Source organism: Roseofilum reptotaenium CS-1145 (genome assembly GCF_028330985.1).
Taxonomy (GTDB): Bacteria; Cyanobacteriota; Cyanobacteriia; order Cyanobacteriales; family Desertifilaceae; genus Roseofilum; species Roseofilum reptotaenium.
Map to the genome: position 1 here is coordinate 21,980 of NZ_JAQMUE010000081.1, position 21,874 is coordinate 43,853.

Here is a 21,874-nt window from a genome sequence, read left to right on the forward strand (position 1 = left end):
ATCTCCCTATCACCCAATCCCTAAACGCCCGGCTAAACTAGGAGTCAAGGGCATGAGGGTGGCAATCATCAAAAATAGAGCTAAAAGAGCCAAAGCAGCGCGAGCATCATTGGGTTCTGTAATTTCATTTAGGCTAGGTCGTTCTAGATCCCGTTGTAGGACTAAAATGACGATCGCCCAATACAAGGCTAATGGAGTTACAAATGAGGCAAATCCCAACACAATTAACGTGGCAACGGTGGTAATTCCGGCGATTTTGCGTCCGTAAATTGCTTGTACCATGCGCCCCCCATCCAATTGACCCGCAGGCATGAGGTTAATGGCACTGAGAACTAAACCTAACCATCCTATTAGGGTTAAGGGATGCACATCAACAAGGGAATTTTGCAATACATCCCCTAAAATTCCCCGGGCTAAGGTTCCCACTAAAACTGAACCTTGGAAAAATTGGGAGGGAATTTGAAACAGACTACCGGGATGGGATAAGGATAAACCCAGAATTAACAGAAATAGGGATAACAAGCCCCCTGCTGCTGGCCCGGCCAAGGCAATATCAAACAGGACACTGCGGTTGGGTAAGATGGACTCAAACCGAGTAATAGCGCCAAAGGAACCGACTTGCCAGGTGGGGAGGAAAAAGGGCAAACTGAGGCGAATTTGGTATTTTTTAGCGATCCAGCGATGGCCCAACTCATGGGCTAATAGTATCACCCACAGACCGAGGGCGATCGGCAGAGCTTCGGGCCATTTTGACCATTCACTAAACCAGTCAAACCCTTGAAAAATACCGCCTGCTTCCATACTGGTGGCGAGGGTAGCGAGTCCTAAACTTACGGCTAAAGCCTTTTGACCCAGGGTGAGGGGTTTGGGGTCTTGGTTTTGGGGGAGTACGATCGCAATGGGCTTATTATCTGGACCCATAACTAAGAATAACCGATAGCGATCGCCCAGGCGCTCCTTTAACCGTTCCGAAAGCTTATCATACGACCGATCCGGGTCCCCTCGTAAATTCCCCTTAAAAATTGCCCCTTCTTGATAGGGCAGAGTTTCCGTGAGAAAGTAGGTATCGATACCAAAAATTTCCTTAATCTGGTTCAAATCTTCTGCTGGAATACCAATCGGTTCTGAAGAGACGACTGAAGGCATGTCCCCGGTCTGAGCAGCAAATGCTTGGTCATTGAGTGGAGTCGAAGGATTTTCCTCCCCCGGTCGTTGAGCGGAGCCGAAGCGCAAGCGCTCTGCCACCTTTTGACGCAACAGCTCATCTTGTCCCGATACTCGTAACTGTCGGCCCAGAAAAATATAAATTGCAGTTGAACCGACCAGTAGAAACAAAATTCCCGCCAGGTTGAGATAAATTCCCAGGGAAAACAGCCCAAAAAACAACAACCAGGGAACCATCAGCACCACAGACTGCAACCAAGCCAAGATTCCCAACTTACCATAGGGACGAGCGCGTTGAAATCCCCAAAACAAGATGCCCAGGGCAACGAGTAAGATTACGAATGTAAGGGAATTGTTGGACACAGCAGACATCATAGAGGAATTGCCAATGAGACACAATGCTACGCCTTAGAGCTAGAGAGCCAAGGCATAGGCCAATTTAATTATACCAGGAGACAGGGGCTAATTAATCATTAACAATTAACTCTCTATTTTCTCGATAGTCGCTTTTAACATTAGGTTAAGAGGATCGGTTCTATTTGGCGATCGCACTCAGCATTCTCAGAAATAGCAACAACAGGAGAATCGAGATCGAGACACCAATTTTCATCGATAATATTTAACTGAGCATCTAAAACAAGAGTCAGTTCGCCAATTTCTTCATCTTCTGAATTATTATATGGGGTGAGTAAAAATTCCAACTTAATCCACGGACAAGCCTTCTCGTTGACCTGGTTAATACCAATAGCACTATTCACCAGAGTAATGGTTGGTGAGTCAAGCAATGTAACCCGATCGTAAAATCGATTTTCACTATTCCAATAACCTTGGATATTATAGTTACAGGATTCTAGATGTTGTTGAGCAATTCTGCACGGTTCAATTTCATCTAGAAGTTGGGATAAGTTATTCCAAACAGTATCATTAGTGATAGTCATAGCAATGTTTTAATGACTGGTTCTCATGCCAGGGAAATGTAGCATATCTTCGATAAAGTATCCATGAAACCGGTAATCTCCGCCTTGTCCTAAGACTTTTGATTTCAGGTCAAAATCCGGTAATTCCGAAGGAACGAGACCAATGCTACCATTGGCGGGAACTCTATCATGTTCAATGGCTTTCAGATGTTTACTCTGTCCATCATAGCGTTGAGCGAGGCGGATTTGCTTTTTTGCAAACGAGACAAAGAGTCCTTCCGCAGTTTCGTAGATAATATCAGGGATAACATCTGTCCAATTGCTGGGTAAGGGTTCCATACATCTTTTGCGCGATCGCTCCTCTATTTACTCTAATTTTACTCCCGCCTAACCAAAACTGATGTTTGCGTAAGTCTAAAGTTAGATTAGATAATCCCCTTTTCTTTCAACTTACCTAGGGCATAAGAAGCCGCTTCTTTTTCTGCATCTTTTTTGCTTCTTCCTTTGCCTTTACCCCAGGCTTTATCACTAATAAAAACTGTAGACATGAATTCTGGAGCATGATCCATACCGCCTATTTTTTCCGTTACATATTTGGGAGGATTTTTTGCTCCCCTCGCTTGGACTAATTCCTGTAATCTATTTTTTGAGTCGATGTTGGAACGAGCCACCATTTGCTCTTGAGGGACAGAATCAAACAGTTCTTCTATGACAGAGCGCACTTTTTCTATATTTTGAGCGCAATCTAAATAGTAAGCCCCAACAATCGCTTCAAAGGTACTGCTGAGTAAATTTGGATTTTGATATCCCCCTTCTTTGATTAACCCTTGACTTAGACGCATTCTCAAGTCTAGACCAACTTCAACTGCAAATCTAGCCAATTGTTTTTGATCGACTAAAGCAGAACGCCGTCTGGTCATTTCATCTTCTCCCATTTCCGGATAGCGCTGATAGAGATATTGACCACTGATAAAGGTCAAAATGGCATCACCAAGAAATTCTAAACGTTCATTGTGTCCTATGGCTCCAGGATTTTCATTAACATATGAACGATGGGTTAAGGCACGATGGAGAAGTTTTTCATTTTTAAACATCAAAAGTTTGTGAAAGTAACTAGCATCTTCTGCTAGTGATTTTTGCTTTTTTCTTTGTTTTAAATTTATCTCTTGATGGTCTATATCCAAAGTCATAGATATGGAGTATTTTATGATTGATTGCAATCCTCTATTATACTGTATACTTAATTAAAGTTGTAGGGGCAGGTTTTAACCCTCCCCCTACAACAATAGACTACCTCACTTTTTTCCTAAAAGATGGGGGAGGAAAAAGGCTATGTCCTCGTTGATTATTGCAGGAAAAACAGGTAATACGCAGATTTTCTAAAGAGTTAGAACCTCCATGTTTTTTAGGAATCAGGTGATCGAGGGTGATTTCTTCGGGGGATAGAATGCATTCACACCAATAACACCGAGTGCCAAACTGTTCAATGAGTTTGGCTCTTTTATTATGTTTTTGTTTGGAATTCATGGTTTACTATTCCAATAACTACAGTTGGAATATCGCGTACAAGCAAAAGCGACGCTTAAGTGAATAAGCGACTGTTTTCTTGATTACACCTTAGTAAACGTCTCAAACTTACTACCTCCGAGCCTCAAACCAGCGCAGATCCAGTCTGCTGAACTACCAGTTATCTGAAGGGCTAATTCCTGATTCAGATACATGCTAGGCCAGAATACTGGACTTGCGCTAACTTGAGAATCGGAGGTACTACCCATGAGACGGACACTTATGGATACTCCTAACCTTGATTGTTGCACCAAACAATCTTTAATGTCAAGAGTCTCAACTCAATTCTACTTATAGGTAGAATTGGCAGCCAAAGCCGATCGCAGATTTCCTTGGTTTTGATCCAGATAATTCTGAGCAATTTGAGCATCCACTCCTGTCCAAGCCATCAGTAGAGCGACCTTAACCCGTTGTCCGCTCTCTTCTAAAAGTTGCTCGCATTGCGATCGCCCCAACTCCGTTAAATCCTCTAAAATACGTAGAGCGCGATCGCGTAACTTCGTATTCGTCACCGCCACATCCACCATCCGGTTACCATACACCTTCCCCAACTTCACCATCACCCCAGTAGACAAAATATTCAGGGCCATTTTCGTTGCCGTTCCCGCCTTCAGGCGCGTGGAACCAGCCAAAACTTCCGGCCCCACTAATAAGCGAATATCCACATCCACCGCGATCGAAACCTGCTCAACAGGCACGCAAGCCATAAAAATCGTCGTTGCCCCCTGTGCTTTTGCCCCCTGCAACGCCCCCTGAACATAGGGCGTTGTCCCTCCAGCCGTAATTCCCACGACCACATCCTTCGAGGTCACCTGATACTGCTCAATGACCTGCACCCCATCCTCAAATCTATCCTCTAAGCCCTCAGAACTGCGTACCAGGGCAGCCTCACCCCCGGCTAAAATCCCCTGTACCATCTTAGGGTCAGAACAGAATGTAGGCGGACATTCCGCCGCATCCAGCACCCCTAAACGGCCGCTCGTTCCTGCGCCTACATAAAACAACCGTCCCCCATTTTGAAGAGCTAACGCCGTGCGATCAATGGCTTCTGCCAACTGTTCCTTTGCCTGCGAACAAGCTACCACCGTTTGGGCATCTTCCTGATTAAACAGCTCCACCAACTGCACGGTTCCCAATTGGTCTAACGTTAAACTTTGGGGATTAATTTGCTCCGTTAACAGATGACCTCGATTTTCCATGGTCTTATAACAATCCTTCCAAACTTCGGCGAATGCGATCGAGTTCTTCCGAACTCATTTCTAACTCTGACTCTTCAGCGCTCGGTACGTCAGACTCTTCCTCACTCCAATCTAAAGAATCCACATTACTTTCTGGAGGAATGACCAATTTCCCCTCAGTCACCCACTCAAAATCTAGATCTGCCTCTTCGCAAAATGCCTTAATCTCATCTTCATCGATCGCCTCTACACTAGGAGGAGGGAAATCCTGAGCCTCTAGCTGCAAAGCAAACCGAGTGGCATCATCCTCCATTTCAAAGATTAAAACCTTATTGCGCACTTGCCTAGGATCGGGGTGGGGAACCTTAATAGTATGAATTCCCTCATTTTCCGTGCCTACATTAAACAACAGGACATAAACTCGCATAAGCTACTAGAAGTTAACGCTCCCAAATTCGATTATTTTCCCTTATTTTATAGCAGTTAGGGGATGGGGGGATAGGGAGATGGGGAGACACGGAGACGCGGGGACGCGGGGAAATTGCCTTTTGACTTTTGCCTATTCCCCATTCCCGCGATTCCCGTGGCATCATCAGAACAAGGTGTGAGTATTCAGAACGGTGTGAGGACATGACAACCCCTAACGATCCCAATCAACTACCAGAATCGGATCTTGAGCTTATAGATACTGAAGATCAAGAGGAGCAATGGGAAGACGCGGACGAGCCGGGAAAATGGCGACGGTGGGCTGGATGGGGTTTAGGTGGTGTGGTGCTATTGTTGGTGGCGGGAGGAGCCTATGGTTGGCATTGGGTACATACAGGATTAGGCCCCATGGTGGCTGAAGCGTTGAGTAAAACCCTCAAGCGTCCCCTAGACATTGGCCCTGTGCAGCGAGTCTCTTTCAATAGTATCCGCTTTGGCCCTTCTGGATTGCCTGCCACTGCAACCGATCCCGATCGCGCTACGGTAGAAGCAGTTGAGGTTAAGTTTAATCCCATTGATGTGATTGACAATGAGATTAATCTGGATCTGACCTTAATTAATCCCCAAGTTCATTTAGAAGAAGATGCAGAGCATAAATGGCTGAATCTGGATCTTGCCCAGGAAGAGCCGAAAGAAGGGCAATTTAAGATTAATGTGATTAAGGCTGGGGTACAAAATGCCACTGTGGTTTTGGTTCCCTGGAAAGGAGAAGGGGTAAGTTTTGAACAGAGTGTAACGTTTAAGCCGATTCGCGCCACTGCTGAGTTTTTTGACGAGTATAATCGGATTAGCTTTGATGCAACTGTAGCTCAAGATCAAAGTCCCGGAGAGGTGCAAGCGAAAGGAGAATTTTTGAACCGGGAGCAACGGGTAAGGGTACAAGTGCGATCGCAAGATCTAGACCTGATTCCCTTAACGAATTTAGTCCCTAATTTACCACCAGAAGTCGCATTAACAGGTGGTAAACTCAATGGAAATATCAACGGACGAATTAATCTGCAAGATATTCCATCCTCTTTGCTCAATGGAACGCTATTGGTGAGCGAGATCGCTGGAGAGTATACCCTTCCAGAGTCCAAACCAGATGAGACTGAGCCGGAAAAACCAGAGGACAATGACAATACAGAAAAGCCTCAATTTGACATTACCCAAGTTCCCCTTTATCTGTCCCAAGGGCAAGCGACTCTGCAATTCCAAGATCAATTGGTGTTAGTCGAAGAAGGGTCTATTCTTTATGCTGATAGCCTTCCAATATCCCTTGAAGGAGGAATCGATCTGCAACAGGGAATTCAGATCATCGCCTCGTTAGAGCCAGTTACATTTGAGACCCTTACTGAAACGATCGAGACGGAACTACCGGTACAGGCAACTGGAGAATTCCAAGTAAAAGCGAAGTTGGAAGGGCCGTTTGAGCAACCCTTACTGGTGGGATTATTTGAAACCACGAAGCCCACGCAAATCGATCGCGTCGAATTTGCAGAAATCACCAGTCAATTTGCTTACGCCAATTCCACGATCGCTATTCAAGGCTTGAAACTGGTTCCTACCCTGGGTGGCGAAATCCTGGGACGGGGAGAGTTGCAATTACCGGTGAATGAGCCTGCCCATCTAGATCCAAGTCAAGATAATGGAGGAACGGGTTCGCAAAACCCTGAGGAAGCCAATCTAGATCCAAGTCAAGACAATGGAGGAACGGGTTCACCCAATTTTCCCTCTTCCAACCCAGATCTTAGTGAACCCGCCCCTACTTCTGCACCAACAGAAAATAATGCTCCGAACTCGCAACAACCCTTTCTGGTGTTTGAAGCCCAAGGGCAAAACGTCCCCGTAGATGCGATCGCTCAACTTTACCAAGTGCCTTCGGATATTACGGTGGGAACGGTTTCGCCCCAAATTCGAGTCATAGGGCCACTAAATGATTTAGAGGCGATCGCCCAAACCAATCTCGCTGGCGGACAAGTACAAGCGGTTGCCCGTCTGGTTGGTTTAAATACAGGCACAAATCCCGTCACTGCAAACCCCGTAAATACCGATACCGTAGGGGCGGGTTCACCAACATCTCCCTCGGAAGACCAAACGACTGATGAACCCGCCCCCACACCAACACCTGGGTTGGAAGACCAAAACCTGGGTGAACCCGCCCCTACAGCAATACCTGGAATTCCCAAAGTTCCCTTACAACTGCAAACCGAAATTAGGGCGGAAAACATCCAACTGGCGAACCTCTCTTCCCTTGTACCCTCTCAACTGGCTGCACCGTTTAGTGGTGGGGCGCAGATGATTGTACCTCTAGAAAACTTTAGTCTGAATCAAGTTGAGGCGATCGCCGAAGGTCAACTGAATGTGGCTGGAGGACAAGTGAATATATCCAGTCGTTTGCAGAATAACCAAATCGCCACATTGGTGCAAGCGAATACGGTGCAATTAGGTCAATTTCGCAGCGAACTGGAACAATTTGTGCCGCCCCAGCAATTTCAACTGCCCTTTGCCGAAGCTGCACCGTTTACTGGAGTGGCGGAAATCGTTGGCTCCTTAGATAACCCCAATCTGTCAGCCGTTCAAGGACGATTGCAAGGGACTCTGGATTTAGCTGGAGGTATAATTAGAGGCGGTGGTGTATTGCAGGGTGGACAGTGGGAAGCCGCCCTAGACATTAACCAAGTGCAAGCTTCCCTCTTGTCTCCTCAGTTACAGCTAGTTGCCAGGGAACAGACCTTTCTGCAATCTCCCCTGACCGCAACCGTGAATTTAAGGGGAGATGTGAATAATTTATCTCCAGAGGCAATCGTTGCAGAAGCGAAAGCTGATTTAGATATTGCTGGGGGTCGGGTCAATGCGATCGCACAGGTGCTCAATGGAGAGTGGAAAGCCTCTGTACGGGCTGATGGGGTCAACGTTGATCAGTTATCGCCCCAAGTTCCGGCTGATGTGCCCAGGTTACCCTTTAGTGGCGTAGCCAATGCACAGGGTCGGTTAGATGAGGTTTCACCCAATAGTATCTTTGCCGAGGCCCAAGGATTTGTAAATGTGGGTAATAGTGTCGTTAATGTAGAGGCGATCGCCAGGCAAGGACAATGGCAAGCGAAAATGAATGCCGAACAGGTCGAGTTAGACCAGTTGGGTTTACCCTTACCGCCTCAGTTCCAGCGCCTGACGGGAGCAGGGCAAATGATAGCCGGTGGACGGTTGGATAATTTCGATCCCACGGCAATACAAGCACAAGGGGAAGTTTTACTCTCCAAGTTACCGATTTTAGAGCAAGGGCCATTTAAGTCTCAAATAGCCTGGAATGGGCGTTCTTTAGATATTGTTGCTGCGGCAGGTTCGGTTGTTGTTCCTTCTCAGGCCTCTGTAAGGGCAGGTTCGCCCAATTTTTCATTGTCCAACCCAGATGCCCCTACTGCACCCGTGTCCGGCCTTGTAGCCGTCGGTCAAATTGTGCCCAATTTCCAAGATCTAATGGCTTCTCGGTATAATTTTACGACCGAGGTCGCCGATTTCAATTTAGCCACTCTGCCCTTTACGGTGCCTGATGCTGTCGCCGTACAAGGTCAGGTGGATTTTGCCGGACGGATTGCGGGAACGGGATTACAGCCGAATTTAGACGGGCAAATGCGGTTGAGAAATGTGGTAGTGAATCAAATTGCCTTCGATCCGGTGATTGAGGGGCCGATACAGTTTACACCGAGTCAGGGAGCCGCGATCGCCTTAAAGGGAGAATCCGATGAGATTTCGGCGGTCATTGACCCCACATTTATGCCCGAATCGTTTACCTTTAAGTTGGGAGAGGCGATCGCCACTGGACAACGAACCCCTGCTTCTGAAGGCTCGGATTTAACCCATTTTCAGGTTGATGTGGCTCAGTTCCCCCTAGAATTAGTGAACCTGATTCCCACGGCAACTCCTTTAGGGCCAATTGCGGGTACAGCGTCCGGTAATTTTAACCTCAGTTTCCCCCAAATCTTCGATCCGATGGCTATTGTTGCCCAAGGGGAAATTCAACTCGATAAACCCTCGATTGGCACGGTTGAAGCTGAGATTTTAACAGCTACATTAAACTATAGTGGCGGTCAAGGAGAATTAACCGATACTCAGTTAAAGATTGGCGAGAGTGAATATAATCTGCAAGGCGCAGTGAATCTAACCGATCTGAGCGATCCGCAATTTAACGCTGAAGTGAAAATTGCCCAAGGTAGCGTGCAAGATGTTTTGCAAGCATTACAAATTTTTGATTTAGAAGATATTGCTCAGGGTTTTTCACCGCCCACCGGAACAGCCGCAGACTTAGGCGTTTTGACCGTTGATCGGAGCCAGAGAACCGTCGAAGAGCAGTTGCGTCGCTTCTCGGAAATTCTCAAATTACAGGATTTACGACAGCAAGAGCGCGATCGCTTCCCCATTCCTACTCTAGCTCAACTGCAAGGGGGATTTGACGGCGATATTAAGATTTCCGGCTCTCTAAAACAAGGTCTTTCAGCCGATATCGATTTATTGGGCGAAAACTGGGAATGGGGCAAATATAGTTTTAATCCCATTATCGTTAAAGGAACCTTGAAAGACAATGTTCTCACGTTACTACCAGTTCGCATTAATTCCAATGAAGGATTAATCACATTTTCCGGACAAGTCGGTGGCGAACAACAATCCGGCCAGCTCAAAGTTGAAGATGTCCCTGTAGACTTAATTCAGCAATTTATCCCCGATTTACCCGTTGATTTAACCGGAAAAATCAATACGACCGCCACACTCTTAGGAGGAAGCCTACAAAATCCTCAAGTGATTGGTAACTTAGCCTTATCAGACGGCACCTTAAATGAGGCTCCTATTCAAGAAGCCACCGGTAATTTTTCTCTCGCCGATGGCCGATTACGCTTTGGGGGTAAACTCTTAGTCACTGGAGATTCTCCAGTCACGTTAACCGGCAGCATTCCTAGTCCCCTCCCCTTTGGTTCTGTCTCCCCCATTTCCCAAGACATTCAGCTAGACTTGAACCTGGAAAATGAAGGATTAGGAATCTTAAATGTTCTCACTCGTCAACAAGTGAATTGGGTCACAGGTTCAGGAAATGTCAACATTAAAGTCTCTGGAACCGTGGATAATCCGATTGCTTTAGGAGAAGCCACGATTGCTGATGCAACCCTACAATCTCAAAGTCTTTCAGAACCCATGACTAATGTCAATGGTACGGTTAAATTTAACGGAGAGAAAGTCTTTATCGAGAAGCTCACTGGAGATTTTAGTAAAGGAAAGATCGAAGTAGCTGGATTTATTCCTCTATCCGATCCTGATTTACCATTATCGGAAGAAGAAGAAAATCTCCCGCTCAAAATTCAGTTACAAGAACTTGATTTTAACTTCCAAGATATCTATAATGGGGGCGTAAATGGCAAGATTGAAATTGTTGGGGCGGCCTTGGAACCGGTCATCAAAGGGAATATTATCCTTACTCAAGGAAAGATCTTGCCCGCAGAAGCGGCGAAACTACAAAAAACGGATCGAGAAGATCTGGTGAGTTCATCGAATAGCTTAGTGCCGGTATTTGATAGCTTTGATATCGATTTAACCGATGGTATTGCCATTTTACAACCTGGCTTTGTTGATATTCGCGGCGAAGGAACACTGACGATTAATGGTCCAATTGATGATATTCGTGCTGATGGTGAGATTGATATTAACCGAGGATTTATCAATATTATTTCTACCCAATTCCGCGTAAATCGTGAGTATGAGAATAAAGCAAGGTTTATTCCCAGTCAAGGTTTAGATCCGGATCTCGATCTAGTTCTAGAAGCTTCTATTTCAGAGGTTAGAGGCAGTCGGCAACCAGAAGTCTTATTCTGGGGGCAAAATGAAATTGATGATACCCCGCCTTTGGATAACAATGATACGGAAACAGTGCGGATTCAAGCCGCAGTGACTGGGCCAGCTTCTCAGTTAGAAAATAATTTAGAATTAACCAGTTCTCCGGTACGCAGTCGTTCCGAAATTATTGCCCTCATTGGGGGCGGTTTCTTGAATACGATTGGCGGTGGTGGAAATACGACATTAGCCCTGGTGAATATTGCCGGATCGACAATTTTATCCAATCTACAAACGACTCTGGGGGAGGCTCTGGGATTAACCGAGTTACGAGTTTATCCAGTAGAAAATCGATCGCGTCGAGGGGCGATCGGTGTAGCAGGAGAAGCGACTTTAGATGTGACCCGTCAGTTTTCTACATCTTTGGGCAAAAACTTTACGTCTAGCGATCCATTTCGCCTGCGGTTCCGCTATCGTTTGAGTGAAAATTTGGTGTTGCGTGCAGCCACGGATTTAGGAGGTGAAGAGTCCGGAAGACGGAGGACAGATAGTCGGCTTCAGTTTGAGTTTCGTAAGCGGTTTTAAGTGTCCTTAAGATACAATCAGAAACAACCGAAACCTACCAGAACATGGGGAGCCAAAAATGTCAGTAGAACTCACTACCCAGACTTGCCCCGAAACTGAAACAATCCTAGATCCGGAGTGGAACCCCCCTACTCCACCTACCGACCTGATTTTTGATGATGGAGAACCCTTGGAAAGCAACCGCCACCGCATTGCCATGAACGTCCTGATCCGGTCATTGCAACAAGCTTGGAGCGAACGTAATGACTTCTATACGGGCGGCAATATGTTTGTCTACTACAGCGACCAAGAAGTGTTCAACAAAGATTTTCGCGGCCCGGATTTCTTTGCTGTTCTTGATGTCGATGGCACCAAACAACGACAGGGTTGGGTGGTGTGGCAAGAAGAGGGTCGCTATCCTGATGTGATTGTGGAATTGATGTCACCCAGTACGTCCAAAGTAGATACAGGAAAGAAAAAAGATATCTATGGACGGATTTTCCGCACTCCAGATTATTTTGTCTATGACCCCTTTAAGCCCAAGTCGTTACAAGGATGGCATTTAGACATTTCTAAGGGGTATCAGTCTTTGGTTGCCGATGAGCGAGGTTGGCTATGGTGTGAAAGTTTGGGCTTTTGGCTGGGAACTTGGTCGGGAACAATTGACCGAGAGGAAGCGGTTTGGCTGCGCTTTTACGATACTGAAGGCAATTTGGTATTGTTACCCGAAGAAGTAGCCCAACAAGAGGCTGCAACAGCCCAACAACGCCTTGAGGAAGCTGAACAAGTGGTTGAGGCTGAACGTCAACGGGCAGAGGCTGAACGCCAACGGGCAGAGGCTGAATCCCAACGGGCAGAGGCTGAATCCCAACGGGCAGAGGCTGAACGCCAGCGATCGCAACGTCTTGCTGAACGGTTGCGGGCTATGGGGTTAGATCCAGATAATCTTTAATCAACCTGAGGAAGCGATCGCCAAAGTAACAAGCAGTAGGGGCGAAAAATATGCAAGCCCCTACTTCGTTTTAAGGATTTGATATAGTCCTTAAGCAGCTCGATCGCTCTCAGAAGGCGATCGCAACGGTAAGACTCTGCGATCTGGAGCTGCTAAGGCAACCACCTTCTGCATCACTTGCGGGAAGAAGCGCCCCATCAGGGAGGCGACTTTTCCTTGCCATCCAACGACAATCTCCTCGTCGCGATCGCGTAATCCAGCAACTAGGGATTTGGCGACCATTTCGGCGCTATCGGTGGCTACCCAACGGAATTTTTCCGTATCCCGCACCATGTCGGTGTCAGTGAGAGAGGGCAGCAAGGCGACAACACGCACGCCTTTGGGGGCGAGTTCTTGGCGGAGGGCTTGGGTAAAGCCAACAAGGGCAAATTTGGTCGCGGAGTAAGTGGCGTAGCTGGGAGCGGCGACTTTACCCATGAGGCTGGAGACATTGACAATTGTCCCCTGGGAACGGGTAACCATGCGTTTGGCAATTAAGCGGGTAATACGGAAGGTTCCCAGGAGATTGACGTTGATTTCTTCTTCGATTTTACGGGGGTTTGTGGCCAGAAAGTCCCCTTGGTGGGCAACTCCAGCGTTATTGATCAGGAGGTCAATGGGGCCATAGTCGCGCCAAGCTTTGGCGATCGCCCCATCTAAGGCTTGACCATTGGTCATATCAACAGCTAGAGCAACTGATTCAACTTCGGGATACTCTTGTTGGAGTGTTTCAACCATTTGTTGCAAGCGCTGAGAATCTCGGGCAACCAGGAGTAAACGTTTCACTCCTTGGGCAGCAAGTTCTAGAGCGATCGCTCGCCCAATGCCTCGTGATGCTCCAGTGATGAGTACAACTTGTCCTTGGATCATGGATTGAACCTCCTTTATCCGACAGGGTTGACAACGCGCACAAGTGACGACGTTATGTATAGTATTGTTTCAAGAGATTGACAAGGACAGTGTGAAGTGTATCTCTATAGAAGAGTGACGGCGATCGCAGCCTCTGTGAGGGAATAAGGAATACGGAAATACAGCACTTTGCAATACATAAATAAGTTTTGTAATAAAACTTCCCTTTTAGTCGGCTATTTAGAGATTGGTTAATTTGAAGAAACAGTGAGAAATGCTATACTGCCCCAAAGTTGATTGTGGAATCAGTAAAAATGTCTCCAGAAGAGTTTTTGTCATCTACTTTTTGGGTTACCAAAATGAAGACCTACTTCAAGGTCATGGATACTAACCAAAATGGTTTTTTATCGCGCTCTGAATATGAGGAGATTGCGAATCGGTTGATACAAAATCAAAATGATCGGTCGAAAGACGAAGAAATTCTTGCGGTATTTCGCTCCCTGTTTGACAATTTTGTTGCTGGAGGAAATCCGGTCGATCCTCAAACTCAGATTGGCTACGAAAAATTCCTCACCAATGCTGCGAAGGCAGTCTCATCGATGCAATCGTCCCGTGAAGCAGGCAGGCGAAAAAACGAAGTGTTCTTTGATTTCGTCGATACAGATGGCTCTGGAGAGATATCTCGTGAAGAATATCGAAGGTATTTGGCCGTATACTCTGGGGGAGAGAACACCGACACTGCCGATCGCGCTTTCGACAGCATCGACGTTGATAGCAATGGTTGGATCACCCGCACCGAGTTTATTGAAGGTCATATGCACTACTGGTTTGAAGCCACTAGCGATCCAAGCTATTCTCCGCTTCCCTATGGGCCATTGGTAGATTCATAATCACTCTTATAGTTGATTCAATTAACACTCAGACACTCTTAGAGTGTCTACAATAACGGTAGATGTAGGGGCGAAAAATATGCAAGCCCCTACAAAAATGTCTCACTGTTATTTGAATTGACTATAGGTCACTGTCCGAGATGCTAACGAATTTGCCTCATTACAGCAAGCGATCGCTCTATCAATTTTTAATGTTTAATTGATCTAGAATCACCTGTTTTTGTACCACCTGCCAGCGATCTCCCTGAACGGACACCGCCGCTACAGTACCGGAGGGAGTAGTTAACGGATATAATGACCAGGCGCGATCGCTAACTTTTGCCCCAGTTTCTGTTAATTCAATTTCGGCTTGTTCGAGTCCTGCTAATCCTTCGCCAATGGCTTTTAAGTAGGCTTCTTTGTACGTCCAATAGCGAAAAAAGGTATAGGGTTGCTCAGAAATAGGAGTATTTTGAATATGTCGATATTCTGAAGGTAAAAAGAAGCGCCTGGCTAAGGAGTCTAAATCATTCAGAGGGCGAATGGCTTCGATATCTACGCCAATAGACGAATTGGGAGAAACTCCATACAGAGCATAGTTTTGGGAGTGAGAAATATTGAACTTTAAGTCAGATTTGGGAAGGGCTAAGTCCGGTTTACCTCGTTGAGAATAGTTAAACTCAATGCCTGAAGGATGGCAGTTTAAATACTGAGCTAACAAATAGCGGAGAATGCCCCGCGCCAGGATAAAATACTGTCGATGCTCATCAAAATGGAAGCGCTGCGATCGCTCCCTTTCATCTAGAGACAGAACAGACGTAAATTGTGTTAACTGGGGCATAAACTGATTTAAGTCAGCCTGCCATAGGTGAAGGTGGCGATCGCATAATATCATGTCTATAGATACCATTTTATGCTCCTCATCCCCCTTCTCCCTTGGGAAATGCAATAGGAGAGTGCAAAATCTGGACAATTTAGAAATGAATTCAAAATACTATAGCAGTGAAAGAGTTGATTAGGACAGTAAAGTTATGGTTTGAGGCAAGAGGCAAGAGGCAATGGAAAATGTCCTAACTCTCCTTTTCTCTGCTATATATGTAGCACAAGAAGGTGTCTTATGAATCTCCAGAAGTGTTAAATGTTGATATAAAACTTTTTTCCTCACAGCAGTAATTGGGTTTTTACTGCCCTATTTGTTTACCATGTCTCCAGAGAATTAATGAATGTGAGTATGATTTCAGTGATTATTCCAGTTCTGAATGAAGTGGATCAAATTTTGTCTACTGTGGCTAGGGTTCAGCTAGGAAAAGAGGTGGAGATTATTGTGGTGGATGGAGGATCTACAGATGGGACGGTGGAATGCTTAAAGCAGGAGGGAATTAAGGTTATTCAAACGACTCCGGGACGGGGACATCAAATGAATGAGGGGGCGAGAAATGCTAGGGGAGAATATTTATTATTTTTACATGGAGATACTCGTTTACCCAGGAAGTATGACCAATGGGTACGGGATATTTTGCTGCAACCGAGGGTGGTTGCAGGGGCGTTCGAGTTGCGGATAGGTTCAGAAAACTGGGGTTATCGTATGGTCGAATGGGGGGTGAAGTGGCGATCGCACCTTTGCCAACTTCCTTACGGAGATCAAGCGATTTTTTTATCCCGTGCTAGGTTTGAGCAGGCGGGTGGATTCCCAGAGTTACCGATTTTAGAAGATTGGCACTTAATTCAATCGTTGAAACCGTTGGGAAAAATTGCGATCGCACCCCTCCCCGTCGTTACGTCTGCTCGACGTTGGCAAAGATTAGGCATCTGGCGCACTACTGCGATCAATCAAGGGATATTGATGGCTAATTTTTTGGGCGTGGATCTGCATCGAATTGCCCGTTGGTATCGAAAAATCCGTTAACCATGATCGAGGAGATTAGAGTGGAGAGCGGTGAGGATTTCTGGTATGGGAGCAGCAGAGATCATCACACTGGGATAGACTGCGGTTCCCCAAAGGGGGTGAATAATGGTAGCACAGTCTCCATTTTTCTCGATGGGATATCCTAGTGCAGCATGAACCGCAGGCACATCTTTGTGGGAAAGGGTTCCAGGGGAGGATCTGCGGGGATATCCGGTGCGCGGATCGAATGCATCGGTGGGATAATCGCGATCGCCTAACCAGTTAGCGACTAAGTCCGACCATCGGATAAAATTGTCCAAGAGGATGTTTTTTTCGGCTTCAACTTCTGGAGAGATTTCAGTTAAAGGCATCTGTGTTTGTTGCAGGAAAATAATTACCGAGACGGAATCATTTTGCCAGTTGGGTAGTAACTCCTGAAGATGTTCCTGCACATAATCACTTGGGGGATGAATGGAGATTTCCACCGTGAAGGTTTGGTTATTCCGTTTTACCGTTAGGGTTTCAGAAGGATTCATGGGGAAGTATTACATGAGGGAGAGTCAGACAAATCCTCCTCAATCTCTCTTGGGAAGGGGGACTTTTTCTGCTCTACTTTCCAAGGGGGGTTCAGGAGACAAAAGTCTACCATATATAGTTGATTCAAGTAACATTGAGACTCTCTTAGAGTGTCTATAAGGATGGTATATGTAGAGGCGAAAAATATGCAAGCCCCTACAAAAATGTCTCACTGTTATTTGAATTGACTATAACATCGAAAACTGCTGTAAACTCAAGAGGATTCATCCTTAATTCTAAATCCAAGTGTTAAACCACATGCGTAGACGAAAGCCTTGGGGAGAGAGAGGTAGACCAAGGTAGATGGGAAGCCAAAAGAGAAAGGCGATCGCCATCACCCCTAAAATACCGATCGCTAAAACCTGAAATTTTCGCTGAGAATGATACAGCCATCGCTCTAGAATAACACTGAGGGCTAAAATGGAAAAAATGAGAGCGCCCATGTAATGATAGAGAAATAAACATCGACTGACGATGCTCCAGGGGAGCCAGTTGGTCATATAGTTGATGCCTAGATAGAGGGAGAGATTGAAGAGGGGCGGGGATGAGTCGCGTTGTAAAAAACACAAAGATAAGAGAGCGATCGCTGCGGTTGAACTCCACCACAACAATGGATTTCCGAAGGCATGAACATCGAAAATCATTTGCCCATCATTAATGGTTTGATAATAATAGGCAACCGGACGAATTAAAAACGGCCAACTGAACCAAGACGAGCAATACGGGTGAACTTCCTCACCGCCACCAATACGGTTATGATAGCCAATAATTTCCCCTTGCATCTGCCAGAAGCTATAATCGGGATTCAGGTTAAGATGGGGAATCCAAACTAGGGCATAGGTGACATAGGGTACAATTAGCCCATAAAGGGGAATAGTCCAGAGTCTTAACTTTGTTGCGCTATCGTACCAGGAAAAATTAGCGATCGCGCCCTCCCTATTTTCCCACTTCTCCCACAGCTTAATCACTAAAATTACTCCCCAAAATCCGAGCCAAAACCCCAATCCATTCCACTTCACCGCAGCAGATAACCCAAAGCTTATCCCCGATAAAATCAGCCCTAGCGTGCGCCATCGAGGAGCGGTTTGCAATCCCCATAATCCGAAACCCTGTCCCAGCAATCCAAACAGCACTAAATAAATGTTGATCAAAGCATAGCGAGATTCAACTAAAAACAATCCTTCTATCGTCATTAATCCAGCCGATAGAAGGGCATAACTTTTGCGGTGAGTTAACTGATAACTGAGCCACGCAACCACCAAAGGAATCAACGATCCGGTAAACGCATTAAACCAGCGATAACTAAACGGGGAGCGTAAAGAACCGGTTAAATCATTAGTGACGGATGAATCGCCTAAAGACAAGCGATCGGCTAGTCCCATCCCCACGGCAATCAGATACTTTCCCAGGGGAGGATGGGCATCAAATAACTGGGTTTTATCTAAATAATTCTGGGCAAATTTTGCAAAGTAGACCTCATCAAAAACCAGAGTATTGAACCGACTTAAGCCCCAAAACCGCAATCCTAAAGCAATAATCCAGAGCAGCAATAAACCGCAGCTAAACCAGGGAAACGTTGACCAAAAAGTAGCATAATTAGATCTGGACATGGATGCAGGTCTATTAAAAGTTGAAATAATTCATAGGTTCTTTAATTTTAACAAATCTGGATCGCCAAGAGTGAGATTGTCACATGGACTAGCAGTTGTGCTACCATTTCTCTATGGTGTTGCGCTTAACCATTGGCTCTAAGTACTTTGCCTCTCAAGGATCGATTAGTTGCAATCTTAAGCAAAAATGGTATTCAGGTAGAAAAAATGAACTCCTCATTGAACCGAGATGAACTTATTGAGTTGGTTAGAAAAATTATGGATTTTGAAGGTACAGAAAAAGAAGTAGATGAATATATTGATATTCTTGAAAAAAATGTGCCCGATCCCCAAGTGACTGGTTATATTTTTTGGCCAAGTCGTTATACTTCTCCACCTAGGGAATTGAGTGCAGAAGAGGTCGTAGATAGAGCGTTATCCTATCAACCCATTATACTGCCTTCTGCAAAATAACGTTTTAGGTTGGAAAATGATTGCGATCGCACGAGTTAAGAATATCTTTATGTTTATTCATCCTTAAATTTGTCCCTCTGAGATACACTATAAATGGCTCATTTTCATATTCGCTTGCGAAAACGATGATACAAAAGTAAATATTTCGATCGACGTTACAATTTATAAACAACTGAGCCATCAATAAGTTTTTAATTAACACTTATATTGCTTCATGTCCTGTTGGAGGTCTTGTCAACTGTGGTGTCTATTTCTCAATTCCTAACAGACGGAACCGTCTTCCCCAATATACAACCGATCCCTGAAGTTTCTTTGCCGAAAAAAGAAGGGGATCAAGTTAATCTTGGAGTCTGTGTCACGATTCACGGTCACTTCTATCAACCGCCGCGTGAAAATCCTTATCTGAATGAGATTGAGCGCCAACCGAGTGCTGCCCCTTGCCACAATTGGAATGAGCGGATCTATCATGAATGCTATCGTCCCAATGCCTTTGCTAGAGTTCTGAATGACCAGGGCGAGATCATTGGGATTATCAATAATTTTGAGTATCTGAGCTTCAATATTGGGCCGACTTTAATGGCTTGGTTAGAGCGTTATGATACCCAAGTTTATCAACGGATTATTGAAGCCGATAGCAAAAGTTGTCAGCGATTAGGCGGTCATGGCAATGCGATCGCCCAAGTGTACAACCACACGATCATGCCCCTGGCCAATGAACGGGATAAATACACCCAAATTCGCTGGGGAAAAGCGGACTTCAAATCCCGGTTTGGCCGGGATCCCGAAGGCATGTGGTTAGCGGAAACAGCGATCGATTATCCAACCGTTGCAGCCCTCATAAACGAGGGCATTAAATTTACTATTCTGGCTCCCTCCCAAGCCCAAACCTGTCGCCCGATCGCCACCGAAGACAACCCCGATCCCGAATGGTACGATGTGGAAGACTCCAGCATCGATCCCACCCGGCCCTATCGCTGTTTTATCGCCGACGGTCGCTATCTGGATATCTTCTTTTACGATGGTCCCATCTCCAGCGATATGGGCTTTAGCGATGCCCTGAGTAGCTCTTACGACCTGAGCGAGCGCCTGGCCCATGCCATCCATGGAGATCAACGTCCCAACCAACTGATTTCCGTTGCCACTGATGGAGAAACCTTTGGTCACCACAAAGGGGGAACTGAAAAAACCCTGGCCTATGCCTTCTTACGGGAGTTTCCCGACCGAGGATGGCAAATTACCAACTTTAGCCACTATCTCAGCCAACATCCCCCGACTTGGGAGGTGCAACTCAAACCCGTCACTGCTTGGAGTTGTTCCCATGGGGTAGGCAGATGGCAAGAAGATTGCGGTTGTGGCAGTGGGGGCGGATGGCATCAAAAATGGCGCAGACCCCTACGAGATTCCCTCAACTACTTGCGAGATCAGTTGGTAGAGATTTATGAAACCCAGGGCTATGAAATGTTCCAAGACCCTTGGAAGGCGCGAGATGAGTATGTTGAAATCATTAATAACCGCAGTTGGGATACAGTCGATCGCTTTTTGAATCGTCATCAAACCCATCCCCTAGAACCGAGCGAACAGATCGAAGCCTTGCGCTTACTGGAAATGCAACGCCATGCTCTGTTGATGTTCACCAGTTGCGGTTGGTTCTTTGAAGAAATTTCCCGCCCCGAAGGAACCCAAATTCTCCGATATGCCAGTCGGGCGATCGAGTTAGCCAGGGAAGTAACGGGTCAGGATTTAGAAACGGCGTTTGTCGATCAATTAGCCCAAGCTCCCAGTAATGTGGACATTTTTCAAACGGGAGCCGGGGTTTATGACAAAAATGTGATGACTGCGCAAGTCAGCTTAGAACAAGTGGTGGCCCATTTTGCGATTGGTTCTCTGTTTAATAGCTATCCCACCTCCCATAAGGGTTTATCTATAACGAGGGAACAGTCGAGTCCATTGGACAAAGATTTTTCTTTATATTGCTATGGGGTCGAACAACAGGATTATCAGCTTCAGCGCATGGGTTCCCTAACTTTAGCGGTAGGTGAAATTAACCTTACTTCTGAAGTGACGAGGGAAGGGGGACATTTTGTGTTTGCTCTCTTGCATTTAGGAGGATGGGATTTCCATTGTTGCGTTCAGCCGTTCTCTAACCGCCGATCCTATTTATCGATTAAAGAAACGCTCTTTCATGCTCTGCAACAGGCGAGTGCTGCTAATGTGATTTTAGGGATGGCGGAGTGGTTTGGCGACCAGACCTTTAGTTTAGACGATCTATTTGCAGAAGACCGCCTGCGGATCATGACTCTTCTGACCCAGGAAACCTTAACCCGCGTGGATCAGTTGTATACCCAAGTGTATCGGGATAATTACGGCGTGTTAAGGGCATTTCATCGAGACAATATGCCCCCACCAGCGGAGCTACAGGTGGCAGCGAATATGGCCCTGTCCCAGCGCTGTTTTAGCCTGTTGAATGCTCTGAAACCCGATAATTTTGCTTCACCCGAAGGATTGAGTGTGCTGCTAGAGTTAGAGGCGATCGCCAAAGAAGCTGAATCTCTCCATTGCCATCTGACTATTCCCGATGGTCAAGAAATCCTAGAGCGCTTAACCTTACTGGGATTTTGGGAAGTTCTGGAAAATAATGATCCTGCCAGCTTAAATCATCATCTGGAGCGACTAGAACGATTGATCGACCTCTCCTGTCGTTTGCAGGTAGGATTATGCTTAACTCGCTGTCAAGAGCTATACTTTAGTTATCTGCATAATAAGATTATTCCTCGCTGTTTTGGTATTTCGACTTCAGCCTTAAATGGCTCGGAGGAGGAAGACCCGTTAGAGAGCGAGGATACCTCATCGCAGATGACCTTAGATTTGCCTCAAAGCCGTCGCCTGCTGCGTCTGGGCCAAACCCTAGCCATTGATGTTAGCGTTTGGTTAGAACGCTTAGAGTAATGCCCTAACCCCTTGAGGAAC

Annotated in this window: 17 protein-coding genes; 6 read left to right on the forward strand and 11 right to left on the reverse strand. The window is 46.0% G+C overall.

What is annotated here, in order from left to right; translation table 11 throughout:
- Positions 1-9: 9 nt before the first annotated feature.
- The 7 genes from PN466_RS17000 to PN466_RS17030 form a co-directional block, all read right to left on the reverse strand.
- Positions 10-1,536 carry a site-2 protease family protein gene (locus PN466_RS17000; RefSeq protein WP_271941482.1) on the reverse strand — a complete coding sequence of 509 codons (1,527 nt, stop codon included), beginning with the start codon at positions 1,534-1,536 and terminating at the stop codon, positions 10-12.
- A gap of 143 nt (positions 1,537-1,679) precedes the next feature.
- Positions 1,680-2,102, reverse strand: coding sequence for a hypothetical protein (locus PN466_RS17005; RefSeq protein ID WP_271941397.1), 423 nt, complete (start codon positions 2,100-2,102; stop codon positions 1,680-1,682).
- Positions 2,103-2,111: 9 nt separating this feature from the next.
- Positions 2,112-2,420 carry a hypothetical protein gene (locus PN466_RS17010; protein WP_271941399.1) on the reverse strand — a complete coding sequence of 103 codons (309 nt, stop codon included), beginning with the start codon at positions 2,418-2,420 and terminating at the stop codon, positions 2,112-2,114.
- Between the two features lie 86 nt (positions 2,421-2,506).
- Positions 2,507-3,175, reverse strand: a complete 669-nt coding sequence (gene rnc / locus PN466_RS17015) for a ribonuclease III (RefSeq protein WP_278003125.1) — start codon at positions 3,173-3,175, stop codon at positions 2,507-2,509.
- Between the two features lie 196 nt (positions 3,176-3,371).
- On the reverse strand, positions 3,372-3,608 hold the full coding sequence (locus PN466_RS17020; protein ID WP_271941404.1) for an HNH endonuclease: 237 nt from the start codon (positions 3,606-3,608) through the stop codon (positions 3,372-3,374).
- 326 nt (positions 3,609-3,934) lie between these two features.
- The gene (gene murQ, locus PN466_RS17025) at positions 3,935-4,846 is read right to left on the reverse strand and encodes an N-acetylmuramic acid 6-phosphate etherase (RefSeq protein ID WP_271941406.1); all 912 of its coding nucleotides are present in this window, start codon (positions 4,844-4,846) and stop codon (positions 3,935-3,937) included.
- 4 nt (positions 4,847-4,850) lie between these two features.
- A complete protein-coding gene (locus tag PN466_RS17030) occupies positions 4,851-5,252 on the reverse strand; it encodes a DUF3110 domain-containing protein (protein WP_271941408.1) in 402 nt (133 codons plus the stop codon).
- Positions 5,253-5,455: 203 nt separating this feature from the next.
- On the opposite strand from PN466_RS17030, the gene PN466_RS17035 reads away from it, so the two are divergent.
- The gene (locus PN466_RS17035; RefSeq protein ID WP_271941411.1) at positions 5,456-11,695 is read left to right on the forward strand and encodes a translocation/assembly module TamB domain-containing protein; all 6,240 of its coding nucleotides are present in this window, start codon (positions 5,456-5,458) and stop codon (positions 11,693-11,695) included.
- Between the two features lie 58 nt (positions 11,696-11,753).
- The gene (locus tag PN466_RS17040; RefSeq protein WP_271941414.1) at positions 11,754-12,626 is read left to right on the forward strand and encodes a Uma2 family endonuclease; all 873 of its coding nucleotides are present in this window, start codon (positions 11,754-11,756) and stop codon (positions 12,624-12,626) included.
- Between the two features lie 90 nt (positions 12,627-12,716).
- Here the strand turns inward: PN466_RS17040 and PN466_RS17045 are convergent, their stop codons facing one another.
- Positions 12,717-13,535, reverse strand: a complete 819-nt coding sequence (locus PN466_RS17045; protein WP_271941417.1) for an SDR family NAD(P)-dependent oxidoreductase — start codon at positions 13,533-13,535, stop codon at positions 12,717-12,719.
- A gap of 293 nt (positions 13,536-13,828) precedes the next feature.
- Between PN466_RS17045 and PN466_RS17050 the strand changes: the two genes are divergently transcribed.
- Positions 13,829-14,404 carry an EF-hand domain-containing protein gene (locus PN466_RS17050; protein WP_271941420.1) on the forward strand — a complete coding sequence of 192 codons (576 nt, stop codon included), beginning with the start codon at positions 13,829-13,831 and terminating at the stop codon, positions 14,402-14,404.
- Between the two features lie 181 nt (positions 14,405-14,585).
- On the opposite strand, the gene PN466_RS17055 is transcribed toward PN466_RS17050, so the two are convergent.
- Positions 14,586-15,293, reverse strand: a complete 708-nt coding sequence (locus PN466_RS17055) for a 4'-phosphopantetheinyl transferase family protein (protein WP_271941422.1) — start codon at positions 15,291-15,293, stop codon at positions 14,586-14,588.
- 321 nt (positions 15,294-15,614) lie between these two features.
- Here PN466_RS17055 and PN466_RS17060 point away from each other — a divergent pair, with 321 nt between their 5' ends.
- Positions 15,615-16,289: a TIGR04283 family arsenosugar biosynthesis glycosyltransferase gene (locus tag PN466_RS17060; protein ID WP_271941423.1), complete on the forward strand. Its 675-nt coding sequence runs from the start codon at positions 15,615-15,617 to the stop codon at positions 16,287-16,289.
- Here PN466_RS17060 and PN466_RS17065 read toward each other — a convergent pair.
- Both PN466_RS17065 and PN466_RS17070 read right to left on the reverse strand, forming a co-directional pair.
- Positions 16,286-16,804: a methylmalonic aciduria and homocystinuria type D protein gene (locus PN466_RS17065; protein ID WP_271941426.1), complete on the reverse strand. Its 519-nt coding sequence runs from the start codon at positions 16,802-16,804 to the stop codon at positions 16,286-16,288. The genes PN466_RS17060 and PN466_RS17065 overlap by 4 nt on opposite strands.
- A 276-nt stretch (positions 16,805-17,080) precedes the next feature.
- The gene (locus PN466_RS17070) at positions 17,081-18,454 is read right to left on the reverse strand and encodes a dolichyl-phosphate-mannose--protein mannosyltransferase (RefSeq protein WP_271941429.1); all 1,374 of its coding nucleotides are present in this window, start codon (positions 18,452-18,454) and stop codon (positions 17,081-17,083) included.
- Between the two features lie 207 nt (positions 18,455-18,661).
- On the opposite strand from PN466_RS17070, the gene PN466_RS17075 reads away from it, so the two are divergent.
- Positions 18,662-18,907, forward strand: coding sequence for a hypothetical protein (locus PN466_RS17075; RefSeq protein WP_271941432.1), 246 nt, complete (start codon positions 18,662-18,664; stop codon positions 18,905-18,907).
- Between the two features lie 288 nt (positions 18,908-19,195).
- Positions 19,196-21,853 carry a DUF3536 domain-containing protein gene (locus PN466_RS17080; RefSeq protein ID WP_390890025.1) on the forward strand — a complete coding sequence of 886 codons (2,658 nt, stop codon included), beginning with the start codon at positions 19,196-19,198 and terminating at the stop codon, positions 21,851-21,853.
- Positions 21,854-21,874: the final 21 nt, after the last annotated feature.

Bases quoted from the DNA above. Each gene is read 5' to 3' on its own strand.
- PN466_RS17040 (WP_271941414.1), top strand. From the start codon at position 11,754: ATGTCAGTAGAACTCACTACCCAGACTTGCCCCGAAACTGAAACAATC.
- PN466_RS17065 (WP_271941426.1), bottom strand. From the start codon at position 16,804: ATGAATCCTTCTGAAACCCTAACGGTAAAACGGAATAACCAAACCTTC.
- PN466_RS17070 (WP_271941429.1), bottom strand. From the start codon at position 18,454: ATGTCCAGATCTAATTATGCTACTTTTTGGTCAACGTTTCCCTGGTTT.
- PN466_RS17000 (WP_271941482.1), bottom strand. From the start codon at position 1,536: ATGTCTGCTGTGTCCAACAATTCCCTTACATTCGTAATCTTACTCGTT.
- PN466_RS17020 (WP_271941404.1), bottom strand. From the start codon at position 3,608: ATGAATTCCAAACAAAAACATAATAAAAGAGCCAAACTCATTGAACAG.
- PN466_RS17005 (WP_271941397.1), bottom strand. From the start codon at position 2,102: ATGACTATCACTAATGATACTGTTTGGAATAACTTATCCCAACTTCTA.
- PN466_RS17055 (WP_271941422.1), bottom strand. From the start codon at position 15,293: ATGGTATCTATAGACATGATATTATGCGATCGCCACCTTCACCTATGG.
- PN466_RS17075 (WP_271941432.1), top strand. From the start codon at position 18,662: ATGAACTCCTCATTGAACCGAGATGAACTTATTGAGTTGGTTAGAAAA.
- PN466_RS17035 (WP_271941411.1), top strand. From the start codon at position 5,456: ATGACAACCCCTAACGATCCCAATCAACTACCAGAATCGGATCTTGAG.
- murQ (WP_271941406.1), bottom strand. From the start codon at position 4,846: ATGGAAAATCGAGGTCATCTGTTAACGGAGCAAATTAATCCCCAAAGT.
- PN466_RS17060 (WP_271941423.1), top strand. From the start codon at position 15,615: ATGATTTCAGTGATTATTCCAGTTCTGAATGAAGTGGATCAAATTTTG.
- rnc (WP_278003125.1), bottom strand. From the start codon at position 3,175: ATGTTTAAAAATGAAAAACTTCTCCATCGTGCCTTAACCCATCGTTCA.
- PN466_RS17045 (WP_271941417.1), bottom strand. From the start codon at position 13,535: ATGATCCAAGGACAAGTTGTACTCATCACTGGAGCATCACGAGGCATT.
- PN466_RS17010 (WP_271941399.1), bottom strand. From the start codon at position 2,420: ATGGAACCCTTACCCAGCAATTGGACAGATGTTATCCCTGATATTATC.
- PN466_RS17050 (WP_271941420.1), top strand. From the start codon at position 13,829: ATGTCTCCAGAAGAGTTTTTGTCATCTACTTTTTGGGTTACCAAAATG.
- PN466_RS17030 (WP_271941408.1), bottom strand. From the start codon at position 5,252: ATGCGAGTTTATGTCCTGTTGTTTAATGTAGGCACGGAAAATGAGGGA.